20 protein-coding genes are annotated in these 19,999 nt (G+C 71.3%); 8 read left to right on the forward strand and 12 right to left on the reverse strand.

Annotated elements, in window-relative coordinates; translation table 11 throughout:
- Window positions 1-16 precede the first annotated feature (16 nt).
- From ACGFWE_RS20225 to ACGFWE_RS20245, 5 genes are read left to right on the forward strand one after another with little or no spacing between them, the layout of a single operon-like run.
- Window positions 17-2,749 (forward strand): nitrate- and nitrite sensing domain-containing protein, encoded by a 2,733-nt coding sequence (locus tag ACGFWE_RS20225; protein ID WP_393600619.1) that lies wholly within the window; start codon window positions 17-19, stop codon window positions 2,747-2,749.
- Complete coding sequence (locus ACGFWE_RS20230; protein WP_352390187.1) at window positions 2,746-3,249, forward strand: roadblock/LC7 domain-containing protein; 504 nt, start codon at window positions 2,746-2,748, stop codon at window positions 3,247-3,249. Before ACGFWE_RS20225 ends, ACGFWE_RS20230 begins: the two co-directional genes overlap by 4 nt.
- The gene (locus tag ACGFWE_RS20235; RefSeq protein ID WP_352390186.1) at window positions 3,246-3,659 is read left to right on the forward strand and encodes a DUF742 domain-containing protein; all 414 of its coding nucleotides are present in this window, start codon (window positions 3,246-3,248) and stop codon (window positions 3,657-3,659) included. Before ACGFWE_RS20230 ends, ACGFWE_RS20235 begins: the two co-directional genes overlap by 4 nt.
- On the forward strand, window positions 3,640-4,296 hold the full coding sequence (locus tag ACGFWE_RS20240) for an ATP/GTP-binding protein (RefSeq protein ID WP_393600620.1): 657 nt from the start codon (window positions 3,640-3,642) through the stop codon (window positions 4,294-4,296). The genes ACGFWE_RS20235 and ACGFWE_RS20240 overlap by 20 nt, the downstream gene beginning before the upstream one ends.
- 15 nt (window positions 4,297-4,311) lie before the next feature.
- Window positions 4,312-5,565 carry a styrene monooxygenase/indole monooxygenase family protein gene (locus ACGFWE_RS20245; RefSeq protein ID WP_352390184.1) on the forward strand — a complete coding sequence of 418 codons (1,254 nt, stop codon included), beginning with the start codon at window positions 4,312-4,314 and terminating at the stop codon, window positions 5,563-5,565.
- Here ACGFWE_RS20245 and ACGFWE_RS20250 read toward each other — a convergent pair.
- The 4 genes from ACGFWE_RS20250 to ACGFWE_RS20265 form a co-directional block, all read right to left on the reverse strand.
- On the reverse strand, window positions 5,538-6,608 hold the full coding sequence (locus ACGFWE_RS20250; RefSeq protein WP_352390183.1) for an NlpC/P60 family protein: 1,071 nt from the start codon (window positions 6,606-6,608) through the stop codon (window positions 5,538-5,540). The genes ACGFWE_RS20245 and ACGFWE_RS20250 overlap by 28 nt on opposite strands.
- A gap of 101 nt (window positions 6,609-6,709) precedes the next feature.
- On the reverse strand, window positions 6,710-7,027 hold the full coding sequence (locus tag ACGFWE_RS20255; protein WP_352390182.1) for a hypothetical protein: 318 nt from the start codon (window positions 7,025-7,027) through the stop codon (window positions 6,710-6,712).
- A complete protein-coding gene (locus ACGFWE_RS20260; protein ID WP_352390181.1) occupies window positions 7,020-7,667 on the reverse strand; it encodes a helix-turn-helix domain-containing protein in 648 nt (215 codons plus the stop codon). Before ACGFWE_RS20260 ends, ACGFWE_RS20255 begins: the two co-directional genes overlap by 8 nt.
- Window positions 7,668-7,847: 180 nt before the next feature.
- Window positions 7,848-8,786 (reverse strand): diiron oxygenase, encoded by a 939-nt coding sequence (locus tag ACGFWE_RS20265; protein ID WP_393600621.1) that lies wholly within the window; start codon window positions 8,784-8,786, stop codon window positions 7,848-7,850.
- Window positions 8,787-8,876: 90 nt separating this feature from the next.
- Between ACGFWE_RS20265 and ACGFWE_RS20270 the strand changes: the two genes are divergently transcribed.
- Complete coding sequence (locus ACGFWE_RS20270) at window positions 8,877-9,989, forward strand: ferritin-like domain-containing protein (RefSeq protein WP_352390179.1); 1,113 nt, start codon at window positions 8,877-8,879, stop codon at window positions 9,987-9,989.
- Window positions 9,990-10,094: 105 nt separating this feature from the next.
- Here the strand turns inward: ACGFWE_RS20270 and ACGFWE_RS20275 are convergent, their stop codons facing one another.
- From ACGFWE_RS20275 to ACGFWE_RS20305, 7 genes are all read right to left on the reverse strand, one after another.
- Entirely contained in the window at window positions 10,095-10,604 is a 510-nt protein-coding gene (locus tag ACGFWE_RS20275) for a DUF3291 domain-containing protein (protein ID WP_393600622.1), read from the reverse strand.
- 45 nt (window positions 10,605-10,649) lie between these two features.
- Window positions 10,650-12,113, reverse strand: coding sequence for a penicillin-binding transpeptidase domain-containing protein (locus tag ACGFWE_RS20280; protein ID WP_352390379.1), 1,464 nt, complete (start codon window positions 12,111-12,113; stop codon window positions 10,650-10,652).
- Window positions 12,114-12,130: 17 nt separating this feature from the next.
- Window positions 12,131-13,492: an FtsW/RodA/SpoVE family cell cycle protein gene (locus ACGFWE_RS20285; RefSeq protein ID WP_352390177.1), complete on the reverse strand. Its 1,362-nt coding sequence runs from the start codon at window positions 13,490-13,492 to the stop codon at window positions 12,131-12,133.
- Between the two features lie 52 nt (window positions 13,493-13,544).
- A complete protein-coding gene (locus ACGFWE_RS20290) occupies window positions 13,545-14,255 on the reverse strand; it encodes an SH3 domain-containing protein (RefSeq protein ID WP_393600623.1) in 711 nt (236 codons plus the stop codon).
- A 115-nt stretch (window positions 14,256-14,370) separates the two neighbouring features.
- Entirely contained in the window at window positions 14,371-15,606 is a 1,236-nt protein-coding gene (locus ACGFWE_RS20295; protein WP_393600624.1) for an ATP-binding protein, read from the reverse strand.
- Entirely contained in the window at window positions 15,603-16,343 is a 741-nt protein-coding gene (locus ACGFWE_RS20300; protein ID WP_393600625.1) for a hypothetical protein, read from the reverse strand. The genes ACGFWE_RS20295 and ACGFWE_RS20300 overlap by 4 nt, the downstream gene beginning before the upstream one ends.
- A gap of 92 nt (window positions 16,344-16,435) precedes the next feature.
- Window positions 16,436-16,942 (reverse strand): protein phosphatase, encoded by a 507-nt coding sequence (locus tag ACGFWE_RS20305; protein WP_352390174.1) that lies wholly within the window; start codon window positions 16,940-16,942, stop codon window positions 16,436-16,438.
- A 98-nt stretch (window positions 16,943-17,040) separates the two neighbouring features.
- On the opposite strand from ACGFWE_RS20305, the gene ACGFWE_RS20310 reads away from it, so the two are divergent.
- Complete coding sequence (locus ACGFWE_RS20310) at window positions 17,041-17,844, forward strand: nuclease-related domain-containing protein (RefSeq protein WP_393600626.1); 804 nt, start codon at window positions 17,041-17,043, stop codon at window positions 17,842-17,844.
- A gap of 172 nt (window positions 17,845-18,016) precedes the next feature.
- Here the strand turns inward: ACGFWE_RS20310 and ligD are convergent, their stop codons facing one another.
- Window positions 18,017-18,898 carry a non-homologous end-joining DNA ligase gene (ligD, locus tag ACGFWE_RS20315; RefSeq protein ID WP_393600627.1) on the reverse strand — a complete coding sequence of 294 codons (882 nt, stop codon included), beginning with the start codon at window positions 18,896-18,898 and terminating at the stop codon, window positions 18,017-18,019.
- 53 nt (window positions 18,899-18,951) lie between these two features.
- Here ligD and ACGFWE_RS20320 point away from each other — a divergent pair, with 53 nt between their 5' ends.
- Window positions 18,952-19,965, forward strand: a complete 1,014-nt coding sequence (locus tag ACGFWE_RS20320) for a Ku protein (protein ID WP_393600628.1) — start codon at window positions 18,952-18,954, stop codon at window positions 19,963-19,965.
- The last annotated feature ends 34 nt before the right edge of the window (window positions 19,966-19,999 follow it).

Consider the following 19,999-nt stretch of genomic DNA (forward strand, 5'->3'; position numbering starts at 1 on the left):
AGGAATGCGAGCAGCGGTGCAGAAGACGCGGCCTCGTCGCACAGGCAAGCAGACGGCCTCCGGCAACGGCGCGGAGCACACATCCGCCACGCCGGGCGCCCCCGGGACTCCTGTCGGCAAGGGCCGCCCCACCCACGTCCGCACCCGGCTGATTCTCGCCGCCGCCGTCGTGGCCGCCGCGATCGCCGGGGCCGGCGCCCCCTCCCTCGTCACCGCCTCCGGAGAACTCCACGACTCCCAGGACCTGGTGACGCTCGCCGAGCAGACCCAGGACGCCCTCGACCTCGCCCACGCGCTCGCCGACGAACGCGACGAGGTCACCCCCTACATCGCGGCCGGACGGCCCAGGGCGAAGGCGCCCGGCGAGCAGTCGAGCGCCCGCGTCGACCGCCAGGCCGAGGAACTGCGCGCCGACAGCGACCTGTCCCCGACCCTGCGTGCCGACCTCGACGACATCGCCGCCGTACGACGCTCCGCGCTCACCGGCAGGACCACCGCGCTCGAGACGCACAACGCCTACTCCGCAGCCATCACCGAACTGCACCGCCTCGCCGAGGAACTGGCCGAGAAGATGCCGGCCCGCGCCGGCTCCGGCGCCTACTCCCTCGCCGAGCTGGACTCCGCCGTACAGCAGGCCGCCGCCACCCGCGGACTGCTGCTCGCGGCGCTCGGCGTGCCGACGTCGACCGAGAGCGACTACGACCCGATCACCGGCCTGACGACCACCAGGAAGGTCTCCTCGGCCGCCGACGCCAAGCAGCGTGAGGCGCTCAGCGCCGCCGCCCAGCAGGCCCGGCTGCGCTCCGACGCGGCCCTCGCCGACTTCCGGGAGTCCGCGCCCGCCGCCGCCAAGGCGAGCTACGACTCCACGGTCACCGGCCCCGAGGTCAACTCCGCCGACAAGTACCTCGCCGCCCTCACCGACCAGCCCACCTTCACCGACGGCGAACTCGGCACGAGCACGAGCAAGGTCGACGCCGCCCTGTCCGCCCGCGTCGACCTGATGCGCGGCGCCGAGTCCGCGCTCTTCGACCGCCGCGTCAAGGCGCTGGAGCAACTGCGCGACGACGACGTCACCGCGCTGGAGCTGCGGGTCGCGATCCTCGGCGCCCTGATGCTGCTGGCCGTCGGTATCACCACCGCCATGGCCCGCACCCTGACCCGGCCCCTGTCCGTGCTGCGCCGCGGCTCCGCCCGGCTCGCCGGGGCCGAGGACCCCACGACCCAGGAAGCGGTCTCCTTCACCGGCCGCAACGACGAGTTCGCCCAGGTCGTCCGCTCCGTCAACACCCTGCACGCGCACGCCGTCGCGCTCGCCGAGCGGATCGCCACCCTGGAGTCCGACCGCAAGCACCTGGTCGGCCAGCGCCAGAAGATGGCGGACGCCCGCGAGCAACTGAAGGAGGAACTCGCCGAGTCCGCCGCCCAGTTGGAGCGCCTGCGCACCACCATCGGCGCCACCTTCGTCAGCCTGGCGCTGCGCACCCTCGGCCTCGTCGAGCGGCAACTGGCCGTCATCGAGGGCCTGGAGGAGCGCGAGCAGGACCCGGAGCGCCTGGCGACCCTCTTCAAGCTCGACCACTTCGCCACGGTCATGCGCCGCCACAGCGAGAACCTCCTCGTCCTGGCCGGCACGGAACACGTGCAGCAGAGCGCCGGGCCGGTCCCGCTCGTCGACGTGGTCCGCGCCGCCGTCAGCGAGATCGAGCGCTACGAGCGCGTCCGCATCGCCGCCCTGCCGCCGCACGCCCACGTGGCCGGCTTCGCCGCGGACGACCTCTCGCACCTGCTGGCCGAACTGATGGAGAACGCCACCTCGTTCTCCCCGCCCGACCTGCCCGTCGAGGTCTCCGGCTGGCTCCTGGAGAGCGGCGAGGTCATGCTCTCCGTGCAGGACGAGGGCATCGGCATGACCGCCGAGCGGATGACCACCCTCAACTCCCGCCTCGCCGACTTCGATCCCGAGGCCGCCTACGAGTCGCGCGACGAGGGCGACGAGGGGCTGGGCCTCGGCCTGTACGTCGTGGCCCGCCTCGCCCACCGGCACGGCGTCCGCGTGCAGCTGCGCGAGCAGAAGCAGGGGGGTGTGGCCGCGGTGGTGGTCCTCCCCAAGCCGCTGCTCACCGCCGCACCCGCGTCCGCCGTACCGGCCTCCGGCACCGGCCCGGTCACCGGCGCGACCCACTCCTTCTCCCTCCCCGGCGCGGACGCGGAGGCCAACTCCAACGTCCTCAGCGGCCGTTCGGAGGGCGGCGACCCCCTGGTGGCCCTGGCCGAGAACGCCGTACGCGACGCAGAGGCGGAAGCGGAGCCGGAGTCGAAGCCGGCGCCGGAGTCCCCCGCCGAGACGACGATGGAACTCCTCGCCCCGGTACCGGCACAGGGAGAGCCGGACCCCGTACCGGACGAGCCGTCGGCACCGGAACCCGCCGCCGCAGGCGAGACCGAGACCGAACACACCCGCGCCGACGAGGAGCCCCTCACCGACAAGGGCCTCCCCAAGCGCACCCCCAGGATCACCGCACCCACCACCCCGGCCCCGCGCCGGCGCAACGCGTCCGTGGACGCCGACGCACTCCGCCGCAGGCTCGGCGGCTTCCACCGGGGGGCGGAAGCCGGACACCGCGACGTGGCGGCGGAGATCAAGGAACAGACCGGCGAGACCCAGCTGCCGGCCGCAGAACACCGCACACAACGCACCGCATCCGAAGAAGCCACGGGGGGCACAGCCGAGGAGGCAAGCAGTTGACCGCGCCCAGTACCTTCGGACTGAGTCGTGAAGCCCGCAATCTCCACTTCCTGCTGACCAACCTCGTCGAGGAGGTCCCCGGCGTCCAGTCCGTCGCCGTGGTCTCCTCCGACGGCCTGCTCCTGCTCTCCTCCGACGCCGAGCGCAACGCGGAGGCACGCGAGGCCCGGGACGGCAAACCCTCCGGCCCGCGAGGCTCCGCCGCCGACCTCGCGACCATCGTCTCCGGCATCGGCAGCCTCACCCTCGGTGCCGCCAAGCTCATGGACTTCGGCGCGACGAAGCACACCATGATCGCGATGGACGAGGGCAGTCTGTTCGTGATGTCGATCAGCGACGGCTCGCTGCTCGGTGTGCACGGCTCGGCGGACTGCGACATGAGCGTCGTGGCGTACCACATGGCCCTGTTCGTCGGCCGTGCCGGACACGTCCTGACCCCCGAACTCCGCAGCGAGCTACGGCAGTCGCTGGAGCACGACGCGACAGGGAGCGCCCGATGACGAACAGGCCCGAGCTCCCGGTCCGCGGCGGCGACCGCAAGGCCGCCCGGGTCCGCCCGTACTCGCTCACCGGCGGCCGGACCCGCTTCGGCCACGTCCTCCTCGTGGAGACGTTCGTGGCGAGCACAGCGGCCCTCGAAGCCGCCGAGGAGCGCAAGGAGCTCACCAACGGCGGGCTGCGGTCGGTCATGCCGGAGCTGCGGGCCATCGTCGAACTGTGCCGCCGGATGCGCACGGTGGCCGAGATCGCCGCGCTCCTGAAGATGCCGCTCGGCGTGGTCCGGGTGCTCCTCAGCGACCTCGCGGACCAGGGAAAGATCCGTGTGTACGGCACCGGGACCGGTCACGGTACGGGCCGTCCCGACCGCGCTCTGCTGGAAAGGGTGCTGAGTGGACTCCGTCGTCTCTGACGCCGCCGCCTCCCAGGCGTTCGGCGTCACCCCGTTCGTCGATGTCGAGACCGACGACAACCTCAGGTCCTGGCAGACGGACCGCACCCGGGCCCCCATCGCCACGAAGATAGTCGTGGCCGGCGGCTTCGGCGTCGGCAAGACCACCCTCGTCGGCACCGTCTCGGAGATCGAGCCCCTCCAGACGGAGGCGCTGATGACCGAGGCCAGCGAGCAGGTCGACGACCTCACCGGCACCCCGGAGAAGGTCACCACCACCGTGGCCATGGACTACGGCCGCATCACGCTCGACGACGACCTGGTCCTGTACCTGTTCGGCACACCGGGCCAGGAGCGGTTCTGGTTCATGTGGGACGACCTGGTGCGCGGCGCGATCGGCGCGGTCGTCCTCGCGGACACCAGGCGGTTGAAGGACTGCTTCCCGGCGCTGGACTACTTCGACGGCTGTGGGATGCCCTACGTTGTCGCGGTCAACCACTTCGACGGCAGCGATCGCTTCGAACCGGAGGACGTGCGGGAGGCCTTGACCATCCCCGCCCACATACCTGTCATGATCATGGACGCGCGGCGGAAGATCTCGGTGATCGAGACGCTCCTGTCCCTGGTCGGCCACGCACTGGATGTCACCCCCGAGTAGGAGAACAGCACCCGCATGCGGAAGATACTCGTCGTCGGAGCCGGCCAGTCCGGCCTCCAGCTCGCCCTCGGCCTCCAGTCGCACGGGTACGAGGTCACCCTGATGTCCAACCGGACGGCGGACGAGATCCGCGCCGGCCGGGTCATGTCGACGCAGTGCATGTTCCACACGGCACTCCAGCACGAGCGCGATCTCCAGCTGAACTTCTGGGAGTCCCAGGCCCCGAAGATCGAAGGACTCGGCGTCTCGGTGGCGGCCCCCGGCTCGTTCGACCCGGGCCCCTCGCAGCGCGCGATCGACTGGCTGGGACACCTCGACGGGTACGCGCAGTCGGTCGACCAGCGCGTGAAGATGGCCGGCTGGATGGAGACGTTCGCCCAGCGCGGCGGCCAGCTCGTCATCCACGGTGCCGCGGTCGGCGACCTCGACTACTTCTCCCGTACGTACGACCTCGTGCTGGTCTCGGCCGGCAAGGGCGAGCTGGTCTCCATGTTCGCGAGGGACCCGGAGCGCTCCCCGTACCGCGAGCCGCAGCGCGCGCTCGCCGTCTCCTACGTCCACGGCCTGGGCCCGCGCCCCGAGCACCCGGACACCGAGGCCGTGCGCTGCAACCTCGTCCCTGGTGTCGGCGAACTGTTCGTCATGCCGACGCTCACCACCTCCGGGCGTGCCGACATCCTCTTCTGGGAGGGCATACCCGGCGGCCCGCTCGACGTCTTCAACGGCGTGAAGGACCCGGCGGAACACCTCTCCCTGACCCTGGAACTCATGGAGACGTTCCTGCCCTGGGAGTACGCGCGCGCCACGAACGTCGAACTCACGGACGCCGGTGGCACGCTGGCCGGCCGCTACGCGCCCACCGTGCGCAATCCGATAGGCCGCCTGCCCGGTGGGGGACTGGTCCTGGGCGTGGCCGACGTCGTCGTCGCCAACGACCCGATCACCGGGCAGGGCTCCAACTCGGCGTCCAAGTGCGCGGCCTCCTACCTCGCGTCGATCCTCGACCAGGGCGAGAAGGAGTTCGACGAGGAGTGGATGCGGGCGACGTTCGAGCGGTACTGGGCCACCGCCCAGCACGTCACCAAGTGGACCAACGCGATGCTCGCGCCGCCGCCGGAGCACATCCTGAACCTGATCGGCGCGGCCGGACAGCTGCAGCCGGTCGCCGACCGCTTCGCCAACGCCTTCAACGACCCGGCCGACTTCGAGAACTTCTTCTACGAACCGGAGAAGACGCAGGCCTACCTCGCCTCGGTCGCGGGTGCCTGACCGGCGCCGTCCGGACGTACGGCCCCGAGCAGCGGGTGGGACGCGAGCGGGGACAGCTTGATCTTCTCGCCCGTCCTCGGGGCCTCGATGACCTCGCCGCGGCCCACGTACAGCGCCACATGCGTGGCCCCGGGGAAATAGAGGACCAGGTCGCCCGGCCGCAGGTCCTTCAGCGGAACCCTCGGCAGCCGGGCCCACTGCTCCTGGCTGGTCCTCGGGATCCGGGTGCCGGCATGCGCCCAGGCCCGCGAGGTCAGCCCCGAACAGTCGTACGTCCTCGGACCCTCGGCGCCCCATTGGTACGGCTTCCCGAGCTGGCGCCGGGCGTACTCCAGGGCCTTGTCGCCCTTGCGGGTGGGTCCACGGTTGTCGTCGCCGAGGGCGCCCGAGGTGGTCAGCTCCTGCTGCGCCTTCTCGATCCCCTTCTCCTCGAACTCGGCCAGCCGGGTGAGCTGTTCGGCGGTGAGGGAGGCGAGGAGATCCTCCACGCCGGCGAGCTTGCCCCGTACGGCGTCCCGCTCCTTCTTCTGCCGGTCGGCGAGCGTGAGCTGGTCGTCGAGCGCCTTGCGCGCCTTGCGGGCCAGTTCGTCGGCGCGGTGCTCGGTGCCGGACAGGCGGCCCACCGTCTCGGCCCGGTCCCGCGCCAACCGGCCGATGACATGGCCCTGTTCGAGAGCGTGCTGGGGGTCGCGGGCGAGCAGGAGACGGACGTACGGCGAGATACCGGTGCTGTTCTGGTACTGCTGGCGGGCCAGCCGCCCCGCGGCACCCCGGCTGTCGTGCAGCGAGAGCCGGGCCTTGGAGAGCGCGGCGTCCAGCCGGCTCACCTCGGCGCGCTTCGCCTTCAGCTTCTCCTCGGTGGCGTTGTAGGTCTCGGTGGCCTCCTCGGCCTCCCGGTACAGCCGCTGAAGATCCGTCAGCAGCTCGGCGACGGACCGCTCACGCGGCTCCGGCTCCGGTACGGCCGTCGCGGGCGCCGGTGCCAGGGCGGTGCCGGCCGCCACCGCCGCCGTACACACCAGACGCAGAAGCCTTCCTGACATGCCATCACCTCCCGTGCGGAGCAGCCCCTCTGTTCCGCACGGTGAGCATCAGACGGGGTCGGCGTCCTCGCGCGCCGGGTGGGCGGTTCGGCGCAACCTCGTCACCCGTCGGTGTCAGCCGGCTTGTCGGGCCGGGGCCTGTCGGGCTTGGACCACGGCCACTTCAGCCGGTCGTCCGCCTTCCCCTCCGGGTCGTACGCGTACTTCCACCCCTTCGGGATCCCCAGCCTGCTGTGGCCCCTGGGCACGCGGTGGTAGACCAGCACGGTGGCCGGGCCGCCGGTCGCGTCGGGGACGGGGATGCGGTACGTCTTCGGCGGATGACCGGTCGGCCCCAGCAGCACGGGCAGTACCCGGCCGTCCATGGGACCGCCCTCGAAGGGGGTGTCTTCGCTCTTCACGGCACCAGTGTCAGGCATCCATCGCGAGGGCCGTGACCAGCGCGGCGGTCTGCGGATCGCGGTTCGCGGTCACGGAGAGCACGGCGACGAACTGCTCGACCAGCCAGTCGCGCAGTTCCCCGACGGGGGGCTGCTTGCTCTCGTCGAGCCAGATCAGGGAGGCCGCCTCCACCGCGGTGATCCACATCCGCACGGTCATGCGCAGCCGCAGACCGGGCTCGGTGACGCCGAGGTGGCTGAGGATGTTCTCGGCGGCGGCCCGTCGTACGCCGTCGACGATGGCCGTGGTCCGGGACGTCTCGACGACACTGCCGCCCTGCAGCAGGGCGCTGAAGCCGGCGTCGTGCTCGTCGACGAAGGCGAGGTAGCGGTCCAGGGCATGGGAGAGGCGGACGAGGAGGGGGCCGTCCAGGGGTTCGTCGAAGCACTGCTCCAGTTCGTCCGCGGCGGACCGGAGCGCGGCCTCGTACAGCTGCTGCTTGCCGCCGGGGAAGTACCGGTAGACGAGCGGACGGGAGACTCCGGCCGCCTCGGCCACATCGTCGAGGGAGACCTCCTCGGGGGCGCGGTGCGCGAAGAGGGTCAGGGCGGCTTCGAGAAGCTGGCTCCGGCGCTCCTCGACACTCAGCCGACGATAGGCGGGCGCGGCAGGGGTCATGGGTGCAGCGTAGTCGGCGGCCGCGGGTACGTCGTGGCTGGTCGCGCAGTTCCCCGCGCCCCTGAGTGGGTGCAGTCAGGCATGCCTGGCAGGTCCCCACCTCTTAGGGGCGCGGGGCTGTATCGATGTGCGGCTCCGCCGCGTGGGCGCGACCGGCCCCCACCGGCCCGCACCCGACCGTCAAGCCAGCAGCCCCGACGACCTCCACAGCCGACGCCCCACACCCCGCAGCACCCCGATGTCGTCCAGGAAGTCCGTCAACCGCTTCGCACCGGTCTGCATGACCTCCCGTCGATGCCCGCTCGCCTTCACCTGCGCGAGAGCCTCCCGCTGGTCCAGGCCGACATTCGTGTACACCTCCGGATTCACGAACGCCACGGAGAACACACGCGCGAACTCCCCGGACGTGACCCGCGTGAACTCCTGCGACCACCGCGGAGCGGAGACCATCTGCCGCCGCAGCTCCTCCCGGGCATAGCGCACATGCCGGGCCTCCTCCACCACATGGATCCGCGTCACGCCCCGGACCAACGGCTGCACCCGCTCGTCCGGGAACGTCAGCCGCTGCATCCAGTCGAGGATCTCCTCACCGAGCAGCGTCGCCGTGAAGGACCCCGGGGTCGTGGAGATCGTCTTGAACAGCCGCCCGAGCTGCTGGTGGGCCCGGCTCACCGGATACCAGGGCGTCCCGCCCCGGGTGATCAGCCGCGCGAACATCTTGGAGTGGCGGCACTCGTCCTCGATCTCGGTGAGCGCGTACCGCACATGCGCGCTCGTGGCCGCCTTGTCGTAGATATGACGGCACAGCAGCTGCATGAGGATGATCTCGAACCAGATCCCCAGTGAGGCCAGCGCCGCGGCCTCGTGCTGGGAGAGCAGGATCCGCTGCTCCTCGCTCATCCGCTTCCACATCGGGGTGCCGTAGAGCGAGACCAGTTCCGGCGGCCAGAACCACAGGCCCTCCTCGAAGGGCGCGTCCCAGTCCAGTTCCTCGTCCGGATCGAAGGAGTGCTTCGCGGAGGAGTCGAGCAGCCGCTCGGCGACCTGCTCCCGGTCCTTGAGCAGGCCGAGGGCGTCGCGCAGCCCTTCGAGCGCGTCGACTTCTGTCAGACTCGTCATGGCTCTTATGAGACTGCCTGTCAGCAAGACCGTCAATCCCTTGCGCACGACTTGTTGACCCGGCGTCTACGAAGGGGCAGCCTGCGGAACATGCCGACTTTCGACCTGTACACCACGGACCCCGGGGACCCCCACTGGCAGGTACCGGCGACGGGCAAGGCCCGGTTCAGCTGGGAGTACGACGACGGCCGCGACCGCCTCCTCGCCCTCTACCAGAAGGGCAAGGACAAGCAGTGGGACGGGCAGAAGCGCATCGACTGGGACCTCGAAGTCGATCCCCACGACCCCCTCGGCACCCCCGACGAGGCCATCTCCGTCTACGGCACCAAGTACTGGGCGAAGTTCACCGACCAGGACAAGGGAGAGCTGCGCAAGCACCTCGCCTCCTGGCAGTTCAGCCAGTTCCTGCACGGTGAGCAGGGCGCGATGGTGTGCGCCGCGCGGATCGTGGAGTCCGTGCCCGACCTCGACGCCAAGCTGTACTCGGCGACCCAGGTGATGGACGAGGCGCGGCACGCGGAGATCTACGGCCGTTTCCTCCACGAGAAGATCGGGATGCTGTACCCGATCAACGACAACCTCCAGTCCCTGCTGGGCGACACGCTGAGCGACTCGCGCTGGGACATGCCCTACCTCGGCATGCAGGTCCTCATCGAGGGTCTCGCGCTGGCCGCCTTCGGCATGATCCGCGACACCACCGACAAGCCCCTGCCCAAGCAGATCCTCGCCTACGTCATGCAGGACGAGGCCCGGCACGTGGCCTTCGGCCGGATGGCCCTGCGCGACTACTACAAGCAGCTCTCCGGCGCCGAACTGCGCGAACGCGAGGAGTTCGTCATCGAGGGCTGCTACCTGATGCGCGACCGCCTGCGCGGAGTCGAGGTCCTGGAGAACTTCGGCATCCCGAAGGCGGAGGCCGAGGAGTACGCCGAACGGTCCGAATTCCTCGCCCTCTTCCGCCAGTTGCTCTTCTCCCGGATCGTCCCCTGCGTCAAGGACATCGGCCTGTGGGGCAAGCGCCTCCAGCAGGCCTACGTCGACATGGGCGTCTTCGAGATGGGCGATTCCAGCCTCGACCTCCTCATGGCCCAGGACGAGGAGATCGCCGAGAAACTGGACGCGGAGCGCTTCGCGGCGGAGGAGCGGGAGCGGGTCGCGGAGGTGAGTGAAGCGATCGAGGAGGGGGCCGCTCACATGGAGTGACGTACCGGTGACGAACACCGCGACCACGGACGCCCCCTCGGACGTGCACCTCGACAAGCCGGCCGCGACCCCCCTCCGGATCCGCTCGGAGATGCGGAAGCCGGTCTAGACCGAGCAGCCCAGGTCGTCCGGGAGCTCCAGGGCCGTGACCGGCTCAGCCCCCTGCGCCGGGAACGGCGTCCGCAGCGTGAACGCGTACGGCGTGGGCCCGTTCGTGCGCAGGTGCAGCAGCCGGGACTCGGCCTCGGCGACCGTGGGGCGGTGGCCGGCCGGAACCCACCACAGGGCCACCATCGCCTCCTGGACCCGCTCGAAGAACTCCCTGCGGCGGGCGAGCATCTCACGGTGCCGGCCCTGGTACATGTACGCCGTCAGCGCGTCGGCGTCCCGCCACACCGACATGTTGATGATCAACCACTTGTCGCCGAAGACGGCGATGTCCGTCGCGTCGCCGGACTCGTCCTCCAGTCGCCAGACAAAGCCGTCGGCGGCGTCCGCGTCGGCGTTCACGGGGTCGAGGTTGTCGACGAAGTCCTTCAACTGCGCGGAATCCAGCGGGGCTTTGAGACGGCCGATGTTCACCTGGGCGAGTTGGTATGCGGTGGTTTCCATCATGGACCGAACGGTAGGTCGGTCCTCCGGCGGGCTTCAACCCCCGTCTCACTCCTTGGAGTTGAGCACCGCCTCCATCACCGCCCGCGCGATCGGCGCCGCCACCCCGCCCCCCGTGATGTCCCCCCGGTCCGCCGACGCGTCCTCCACCACCACCGCCACCGCCACCTTGGGCTCCATGTCCCGCTCGCCCTGTGCCCACGCCACGAACCAGGCGTACGGCACCCCGGCGTTGCCGATGCCGTGCTGGGCGGTGCCGGTCTTGCCGCCGACGATCGCGCCGGGAATGGCCGCGTTGGTGCCGGTGCCCTCGGTCACCACCTGGGTCATGAGCTCCTTCAGTACCGCGGCCGTCGCCGGGTACATCGCCTGCCGCAGCGGACGCGGACCCGCCGTGTCCACGATGCTGCCGCCGGCCGTGGTGGTCCGCTCCACGAGGTAGGGCGTGCGGATCTGCCCGCCGTTGGCGACGGCCGCCGAGACCATCGCCATCTGGAGCGGGGTCGCGCGGGTGTTGTACTGGCCGATCGACGACAGGGCCAGCTGCGCCCGGTCGACGGACGGGTCGAAGGTGCTGCGGACCACCGAGAAGGGGATGCGCAGGGAGTTGTCGTTGAAGCCGAAGGCGCGCGCGGTCGCCGTCATGTGACGCACCCCCACGTCCACCCCGAGCTTCGCGAATACCGTGTTGCACGACCACCGGAAGGCCTCCCGCAGGGACAGGTCCTCGCAGCCGTCGGACTCGTTGCTGAGCGAGGTGGTGGTGCCGGGCAGGGTGTACGGCGCCGGCGAGTCGGTCGCCTCGTCCACGTCCGTCACCACACCCGCGTCCAGCGCGGCCGCCGCGGTGACCACCTTGAACGTCGAACCCGGCGGATAGGTCTGGCGTACCGCCCGGTTGAGCATCGGCTTGTCCGGATTGCTGTTGAGCCACGTCCAGGACCGGCCCACCCGGGGGTCGTTGCCCGACAGCACCCCCGGGTCGTACGACGGCGAGGACACCAGCGCCAGGATGCGTCCCGTCGCCGGGTCCAGGGCGGCCACCGCGCCCTTGCGCCCGGCGAGCCCGCGGAAGGCCGCCTCCTGCGCGGCCCCGTTCAGCGTCGTGACGACGTTCCCGCCCGGCGTGCGTCTCCTGGTGAAGTCGTTCCACAGCGGGAACGGTGTCAGCAGCGGGTCCGAGCCGGACAGGACCGCGTCCTCGGTGTGCTCCAGGAGGGTCGTGCCGTACTCCTGCGAGGCGAAGCCGGTGACCGGCGCGTACAACGGCCCGTCCGCGTAGGTCCGTTCATAGCGCAGCTGCTCCCCGGTGTCCCGGGAGCCGGTGACCGGACGCCCGCCGACCAGGATGTCGCCGCGTTCCCGGCCGTAACGGGCGATGTTCTCGCGGCGGTTGGCGGGGTTCGCGTCGTGCGCGCCGGCCTGGAAGAGCTGGACCCGGGTCGCGTTGACGAGGAGTGCCACGAGCAGCAGGGCGCAGAAGCGGGCGGCGTGCCGGATGTAGCGGCTCATGCCGGGGGCCGGCGTTGTCACGGGGTCTCCTTCCCGTCGTACTGGCGGCGGGCCGAGTCGCTCACCCGGATCAGCAGGGCGACGATCGCCCAGTTGGTGACGACCGACGAGCCGCCCTGTGCGAGGAACGGCATCGCCATGCCGGTGAGCGGGATCAGTCCGCCGACCCCGCCCGCGATCACGAACACCTGGAGCGCGACGATCGAGGCGAGGCCGGTCGCCAGGAGCCGTCCGAAGGGGTCGCGCAGGGCGAGGCCGGCCCGGTAGCCGCGCTCCACGAGGAGGGCGTACAGCAGGAAGATCGCGGACAGGCCGGCCAGGCCCAACTCCTCGCCGGCCGTCGCCAGGATGAAGTCGGACTTCACGGCGAAGCCGATCAGGACGGAGTGGCCGAGCCCGAGCCCGGTGCCGAGGACCCCGCCCGCCGCGAAGGCGAACAGGGACTGCGCGAGCTGGTTCGGCCCCTGGCCCGCCGCGATCGACGCGAACGGATGCAGCCAGTCCTGCACCCTGCTGTGCACATGCGGTTCCAGCCAGCCCACGGCGAAGGCGCCGACGGTGGCCAGCAGCAGGCCCAGCGCGATCCAGCCGGTGAGCCCGGTGGCGACGTACAGCAGAACGACGAACAGCCCGAAGAACAGCAGCGAGGTACCGAGGTCCCGCTCCAGGACCAGGACCCCGACGCTGATCAGCCAGATGGCGAGCACCGGGCCCAGCACCCGGCCGGTGGGCAGCTGAAGCCCCCAGAACCGCCTCCCCGCGAACGCCAGCGCGTTCCGGTTGGCGGCGAGGTACGCGGCGAAGAACACCGCGAGGAGCACCTTCGCGAACTCGCCCGGCTGGATGGAGAACCCGGCGACCCTGATCCAGATGCGGGCGCCGTTCACGGAGGGGAACAGGATCGGGAGGATCAGCAGGGCGAGCGCGGCGGCGACACAGACGTAGGCGTACCGCTGGAGCACGCGGTGGTCGCGCAGTATGAGGACGACCACGATGAACAGGGCCACCCCGACCGTGGACCACACGAGTTGGGTCGGGGCCGCGCGGTCGCCGGGTGTCTCCAGATCGAGGCGGTAGATCAGCACCAGGCCCAGGCCGTTGAGCAGCACGCCGATGGGCAGCAGGAGCGGATCGGCGTACGGCGCCCTCAGGCGCACCGCCAGATGGGCGAGGAGCGCGAGCACACCGAGCCCGGCGCCGTAACCGGCGGCGCCGGGCGGGACGGTGCCGTTCCTGGCGAGACCGACAGCGCAGTAGCCGTACACCGACAGCAGGACGGCGAGGACGATGAGGGCCAGTTCGATGCCACGGCGCCGGGGCAGGCGTACCGCGCGAGCGGAGGGGTCCGCGGGGGCCACGGTGGTTCCGGCCTTGGTCATGTCCGGAACTTACCCAAATAGGGCGTGATGTCTGCCTAGATTGACCGGGATGTCAGCACCAGCGTGGCGTCGGGCCGATGGTCCTGATGTACCGGGCCGGGCCCCAGGCCCAGGTGCCGTCCGTGAGGAGGTACCACTGGGGGTTGCCCTGGACGCTCTGGCCCCTGGTCTGGCAGAAGATGGAAACGACCTCCCCCCGCTCGGCCCAACGGATGATCTGCCCGCCCCGGTTCGGCGCACTGCGCAGCGCCAGCGAACCGGCCGTCACGACACCCCTGGACAGGCGGGAGTTCTGGCCCTGGCCCTGGCCCTGGCCTTGGCTCTGGCCTTGGTTCTGGCCTTGGTTCTGGTTCTGGTTCTGGCCCTGGTTCTGGCCTTGGCCCTGCGCCTGCGCCTGCCCCTGCGCCTGCCCCTGGCTCTGGCCTTGGCTCTGGCCTTGGCTCTGGCTCTGGCCTTGGCCCTGCGCCTGGCCCTGGCCCTGGCCCTGCGCCTGGCCCTGGCCCTGCGCCTGGCCTACGCCCTGGCTCTGGCCTTGGCCCTGCGCCTGGCCCTGGCCCTGGCCCTGGCCCTGCGCTACGCCCTGGCTCTGGCCTTGGCCCTGCACTTGGCCCTGGCTCTGTCCCTGACCCTGGTTCTGTTGGGTTCCCGTGTCGCTGTGCGGGTCGGTGCCCCAGTCGTCGTCGGCGACGGCCGGCGTGGCGAGGGCGGTGACGGCGAGGGCGCCGGCGGCGACGGCTATGGAGATGCGGGAGCGCAGGGACATGGGGGGCCTCCGTGACGTGGGTGGCGAACCTGACTAACCGCCACGTTAGGAGGGCCGCGCCCGGGCCGCCTTTCAAGCTGGGCCATAGGAGCTGCCGTTCGGGGGCACCGATCGGCTACCGCAACGCCAACGTGGCGACCGCCCCGCCGTCATCCGCGTTCGCGAACGAGAGCCGGGCCCCGAGAACCTCCGCCTGCCCCACGGCGATGGTCAGCCCCAGCCCGTGGCCCCGCGCCCCGCCTTCCGTCCGGAACCGCTGCGGACCGTGCTCGACGAGGTATTCCGGAAACCCGTCCCCGTGGTCCCGGACGGTCACCACGGTCCCGTCCACCGTCAGCGTCACCGGCCCCCGGCCGTGCCGGTGCGCGTTGGCCACCAGATTCCCCAGCACCCGCTCCAGCCGCCGCCGGTCCGTCTCCACGGCGACATCCCGCAGGACGACCACCTCGGTGTCGGTCCCCGACGCCCGCACCACCCGCTGGGCCACCGTGGCCAGACGTTCCGTGTCCAGCTCCACCGTCTCCCGGCCCGTGTCCAGCCGGGAGATCTCCAGCAGGTCCTCCGTCAGCGTCCGCAGCGCGGCCACCCGGTCCCGCACCAACTCGGTCGGCCGGCCCGACGGCAACAACTCGGCCGCCGCGTGCAGACCCGTCAACGGCGTCCGCAGCTCATGGGCCACATCCGCGGTGAACCGCTGCTCGCTCAGCAACTTGCCCTGCAACGACCCCGCCATGGAGTCCAGCGCGGCGGCCACCGCGGCCACCTCGTCCTGCGGCCGCGACGGATCCTTCGTCCGCGGATCGCCGACCCGCGCGTCGAGGTCGCCCGCGGTGATCCGCCGGGCCACCCGGGCGGTCGTGTGCAGCCGCTTCGTCACCCGGGTGACCGCGAACGCCCCGAACAGCAGCGTCGCCGTGATCGCCAGCGCCGACGACCACAGGATCGCCCGGTCGAGGCCCGCGATCGTCCGCGCGCCCTGCGAGTAGTCGACCTCCACGGCCAGCGCCCGGTTCCCGTCCACCGGCCCCGCCGCCCACATCGTGGGACGGCCGCGGTGCTCGCCGACCATCGTGCCGCGGTCCCCTGCCACCGCCAGCGTCCGCAGCGACCCCGGCAGGTCCGGTGGATCCACGCCCGCGTCCCACGTCAGCGTGTCCCCGGCCTCGTACGCCTCGGTCGCCTCCTTCAGCCGGCTCAGCGCCAGGCCGCGGGCCTCGCCGACGGTCTGGTTCGTCACCGAGACGTGCACGAGGACACCGAGCAGCGCGGCGAGGGCGCAGCACATCACCGTGATGAAGACGGCGGCCTTCACGGCCAGCGTGCCGGACCAGCGGGGCAGTGCGAGCCTCATCGCGAGCTCGCGGACGGGCCGGGCACCGGGCTCGGCGCGTCCCCGAGGGCACGGCTGCCGGTGCGGAGCATCTCGTCGTGCGTCAGGAGCATCGACTTCTGCTGCGGGTCCCAGGTCCACTGGAGCCGGTACTCGTATCCGGCCACCTCGGACGGCGAACGGATGATCACCGACCGCCCGGCCAGCTCCACCCCGCTGACCGCGTCCTCCCAGTGCATGACCCGCACGAGCCGGTGCTTCTCCACGGTGTAGACGCGTACGGCGGTGACATTGCCGGGCAGTTGCCGAAAGCCCAGCGTCAGGTCCTCGTGCCCGTCACCGGTCAGGTCGCGGTAGTACGGCCGCAGGACCGGACACCTCTTCCCGGCCGGCCCCTTCTTCCCGCAGTCCGCCATCCTGCGGGCCGTCTCGACGTAGCCCTCGCCGGCGTAACTGCCGGCGTCCTCCTTGATCTCGGCGCGCACGAGCGCGACCGGGTCCACCGTGCGGATGTCGTCGCCGGGCACGGTGACGCCCGCCACGACCTCCGAGTCCACCTCGCCGATCTCGAAGGCGGGGCTGGAGGCGGGCGTCAGCTGCGGCCACAGCCGGTCGGGGCTGATCGCGGTCGGCGTGGAGCCCGCGCCCACCAGGTCGCCCGCGTCGCCACAGCCCGACGCGACCGCGAGCAGCAGGGCGACGGCGGTGACGGTGGTGACGGCACGGGTCGTACGGGGTGCGCGGCGGGCGGGTGGCACTGTGCTCCTGGGATCGGGGCCGTCCGGGGTGTCGGCCCGTACACATTATTCGTACGGACGTCCTTTTTGCCGTCCGGTGGGCCCGGGCCGCCCTAGTCGGTCAGCTCCTCCAGCAGCCGGGCCGTCGGCAGGCCGGCCTGGAGGTACTCGACGAACAGTTCGTTGTGCAGTGCCCACGGTGAGCGCCGGCCCCGGATCAGCCGGATCGCCGCGTCGGCCGTGTGCCCCCTGCGGACCAGGGCGTGCGCGACGACCAGGCCCGCGCGGTTGTAGCCGTGGTAACAGCGGACGAGGACCTTTCGGCCCTCGTCCAGTGCGTCGCTCGCGGCCCGTGCCAGGCGCATCACGCCCGCGAGCTGGGTCCCGTCCAGCGGGCCGTCCGGAATCGGCCACACATGGTGCTCGACGCCGGGATCGGGGCCGTGGCCGGGCAGCCGCAGCAGCGTCTGCACGAGCTCGAACTCGTCCCGTACGACAGCGAACTCCCGTCGCCCGGAAAGGCCCTGGAACTCATGTCCGCCCATCCACAGCCCGGGCACGATCTCGTCCCACGCCCTGTCCGGAGCCGGTACGTCGGGTTGCTTCCTGCGGGTCCGCAACAGCGCCTCCCCAAGTCGCTGCGACTCACCCCAAAGGTAACCGGCTTCTTGCCTGCGCAGCACCCCGCCTGTTCCCATGGACCATGGGGTGATGGTGCATGAGCGGACTGCGCGTCGTACCGACCTGGCGCCATGGTCAGGAGCGGCTCTACGTCTGCCTCACGGACGGCAGGAACATCGCCTGGTACGACCGTGAGGCGGCCCGGATCAATCTGCTGAGCGAGGACCGCAGAGAGGATGTGCTGGACGTCCTCGGGCCCTTCCTGACCGGCCGCGTGGCTGTCGGCCCGCCTCCGGTGCCGACGCCCGCCGAACTGGCCCGGCTCTCCCTCCACCCTGACGACGACCTCGCGCCGAACCGGCCCGGTGAGGCTCTCCAGATCGCCCTGGACCGGGATCCCGGCTCCCCGCACCTGATCCGCCGCGACCCCCGTCGGCGCGCGCTGGAGGCGGAACAGGCCGTGGGGGAGGCGCTGGACCGCCTGGACGGCGTGGGCTGGCACACGCTGCACTCCGTGCCGCTGCCCGGTGGTGACCGGATCCACCATCTGGCGATCGGTCCGGGCGGGCTGTTCGCGGTGCACACGCTGTACGCCCGCAAGCAGCGGGTCACGGTCGCCGACCCGATGGTCGCCCTCGGCCGCCGCGACGGGCAGCCGCTGCTGCGCCGCGTCCGCGCGGACGCCGACCGGGCCTCCTACGCCCTGACGGCCGAGGTCCATCCGGTCCTCGCCCTCGTGGGGGCCGCCGATCTGGCGGTGACTCTCCCGCCCCGCGAGGTCCGCGTCCTGCGGGACACGGACCTGGAGGGTTTCGCCCGGCTGGGCGGCGTCCTCAAGCCGGCGGACGTGGAGGCGCTGCACGCGATGGCCCGCGACCGGCGTACGTGGACGCAGGTCTGACTCCGGGTGCGGGTCCGGTGCGCAAGGGCGTTGTGCGCAGCTCCCCGCGCCCCTGAATGCCTGCGGCGGCCCGTGCGGCCCCTTCCTGGCGCAGGTGACTGCAACCCCCCAGGGGCGCGGGGAACTGCGCGACCAGCCCCCACCGGCCGATAGCCGCCCGACAACGCTTCCCTCAGGGCAACCGCGTCGCCCGGTCCGCGTCGAGGAGAGGTGCGAGGAGGTCGCCGTAGTCCTGGAGGCGGGACGGCATGTCCGGGGCCTGGAAGGTCAGTCCGTCGGGGGTCGTGCAGTTCTCCACCTCCGTCCAGGTGACCGGCGCCGACACCAGGGGGCGGGCCCGGGCCCGCAGGGTGTACGGCGTCGCCGTGGTCTTGCGGGCGGCGTTCTGGCTCCAGTCGACGAAGACCTTTCCCGGGCGCAGGTTCCGCGTCATCCGGTGCAGAGCCAGCCGCGGCATCGCCCGCTCCGCCTCCACGGCGAGCTGCTTGGCGTACTCCGACACCTCCTCGGACGACGCTCCCCGCACCGCCGCCAGCAGATGCAGCCCCTTGGAGCCGGCCGTCTTCGGGTACGCCTCGATCCCGTCCGCCGCCAGCCGCTCCCTGAGCCACAGGCCCACCTCGCAGCACTCGACGATCGTCGCGGGCGCACCCGGGTCGAGGTCGAGGACGAGGCGGTCGGCCTCGTCGGGGGAGTCGACCAGCCACTGGTGGGTGTGGAACTCGGTGACCAGGTTGGCGGCCCACATCAGGCTCGGCAGGTCCTGGACCAGGACCATGCGGGCCGGGCCCTCGGAGCGGGGCACCTCGGCCGTGGTGACCCAGTCGGGCGTACCCGGCGGAACGTTCTTGGCGAAGAAGACCTGCCCCTCGGGGCCGTCCGGGTAGCGCAGGAAGGAGACGGCACGGTCACGCAGATGGGGGAGGAGGACGTCGGCCGCGGTGGCGTAGTAGTGCAGCACCTCGCCCTTGGTGAAGCCGGTGGCCGGATACAGCACCTTCTCCAGATTGCTGAGCGCGAGCCGTCGCCCCTCCACCTCTGTGATCGGCGTCATACGATGAGAATCTCACGCATAAGTGGGCAGAACGGCTTGATTCGTCAGAAAGGGTGCTGCCGGTGAGATCCATTTGGAACGGTGCCATCTCGTTCGGCCTGGTCAGCATTCCGATCAAGCTGGTCAACGCCACCGAGAGCCACTCGATCTCCTTCCGCCAGATCCACACCGAGGACGGCGGCCGCGTCCGCTACCGCAAGGTCTGCGAGCTGGAGGACCGGGAGATCAGCCAGGCCGAGATCGGCAAGGGGTACGAGGACGCGGACGGCACGATCATCCCGATCACCGACGAGGACCTGGCCCACCTGCCGCTCCCGACGGCCAAGACCATCGAGATCGTCGCCTTCGTGCCGGCCGACCGGATCGACCCGCTCCAGATGGACGCGTCGTACTACCTCCAGGCGGGCGGCGCCCCCGCGGCCAAGCCGTACACCCTGCTCAGGGAGGCGCTGAAGCGCAGCAACAAGGTGGCCATCGCCAAGTACGCGCTGCGGGGGCGGGAACGGCTCGGGATGCTGCGGGTGGTGGAGGACGCCATCGCCCTGCACGGGCTGCTGTGGCCGGACGAGGTCCGCGCGCCCGAGGGACTCGCCCCCGACACCAAGGTCACCATCAGCGACAAGGAACTCGACCTCGCCGACGCCCTGATGGACACCCTCGGCGAGATCGACCTCGACGAACTGCACGACGAGTACCGCGAGGCACTGGAGGAGGTCGTCGCCGCGAAGGCCGCCGGCGAGGCACCCCCGGAGGCACCCGAGCGGGCGAAGGGCGGCAAGGTCCTCGACCTCATGGCCGCGCTGGAGAAGAGCGTGCGGGAGGCGAAGGAGTCGCGGGGCGAGGAGGCGGGGGAGGTGACACGGCTGCCGCAGCGGAAGTCGGCGCGGGCGGCGCCGAAGCAGACCGGTGGCAAGAAGTCCACGTCCGCCACGAAGAAGACGGCGGCCGCCAAGAAGACGACGGCCAAGTCGGCACAGGGCACGAAGAAGACCGCGGCGGCCAAGAAGGGGACGGCCACCAAGAAGACGGCGGCCAAGAAGACGACCGCCCGCAAACGGACCGCGTGACCCGCGCACCGCCGTAGGCACCGCGCAGGTCGCG

The sequence above is a fragment of the Streptomyces sp. NPDC048523 genome, from assembly GCF_043199815.1.
Lineage (GTDB): Bacteria > Actinomycetota > Actinomycetes > Streptomycetales > Streptomycetaceae > Streptomyces.

Coding starts and splice junctions, on each gene's coding strand:
- ACGFWE_RS20235 (WP_352390186.1), top strand. CDS start 3,246: ATGACGAACAGGCCCGAGCTCCCGGTCCGCGGCGGCGACCGCAAGGCC.
- ACGFWE_RS20245 (WP_352390184.1), top strand. CDS start 4,312: ATGCGGAAGATACTCGTCGTCGGAGCCGGCCAGTCCGGCCTCCAGCTC.
- ACGFWE_RS20250 (WP_352390183.1), bottom strand. CDS start 6,608: ATGTCAGGAAGGCTTCTGCGTCTGGTGTGTACGGCGGCGGTGGCGGCC.
- ACGFWE_RS20255 (WP_352390182.1), bottom strand. CDS start 7,027: ATGCCTGACACTGGTGCCGTGAAGAGCGAAGACACCCCCTTCGAGGGC.
- ACGFWE_RS20260 (WP_352390181.1), bottom strand. CDS start 7,667: ATGACCCCTGCCGCGCCCGCCTATCGTCGGCTGAGTGTCGAGGAGCGC.
- ACGFWE_RS20265 (WP_393600621.1), bottom strand. CDS start 8,786: ATGACGAGTCTGACAGAAGTCGACGCGCTCGAAGGGCTGCGCGACGCC.
- ACGFWE_RS20270 (WP_352390179.1), top strand. CDS start 8,877: ATGCCGACTTTCGACCTGTACACCACGGACCCCGGGGACCCCCACTGG.
- ACGFWE_RS20275 (WP_393600622.1), bottom strand. CDS start 10,604: ATGATGGAAACCACCGCATACCAACTCGCCCAGGTGAACATCGGCCGT.
- ACGFWE_RS20280 (WP_352390379.1), bottom strand. CDS start 12,113: ATGAGCCGCTACATCCGGCACGCCGCCCGCTTCTGCGCCCTGCTGCTC.
- ACGFWE_RS20285 (WP_352390177.1), bottom strand. CDS start 13,492: ATGACCAAGGCCGGAACCACCGTGGCCCCCGCGGACCCCTCCGCTCGC.
- ACGFWE_RS20290 (WP_393600623.1), bottom strand. CDS start 14,255: ATGTCCCTGCGCTCCCGCATCTCCATAGCCGTCGCCGCCGGCGCCCTC.
- ACGFWE_RS20295 (WP_393600624.1), bottom strand. CDS start 15,606: ATGAGGCTCGCACTGCCCCGCTGGTCCGGCACGCTGGCCGTGAAGGCC.
- ACGFWE_RS20310 (WP_393600626.1), top strand. CDS start 17,041: ATGAGCGGACTGCGCGTCGTACCGACCTGGCGCCATGGTCAGGAGCGG.
- ligD (WP_393600627.1), bottom strand. CDS start 18,898: ATGACGCCGATCACAGAGGTGGAGGGGCGACGGCTCGCGCTCAGCAAT.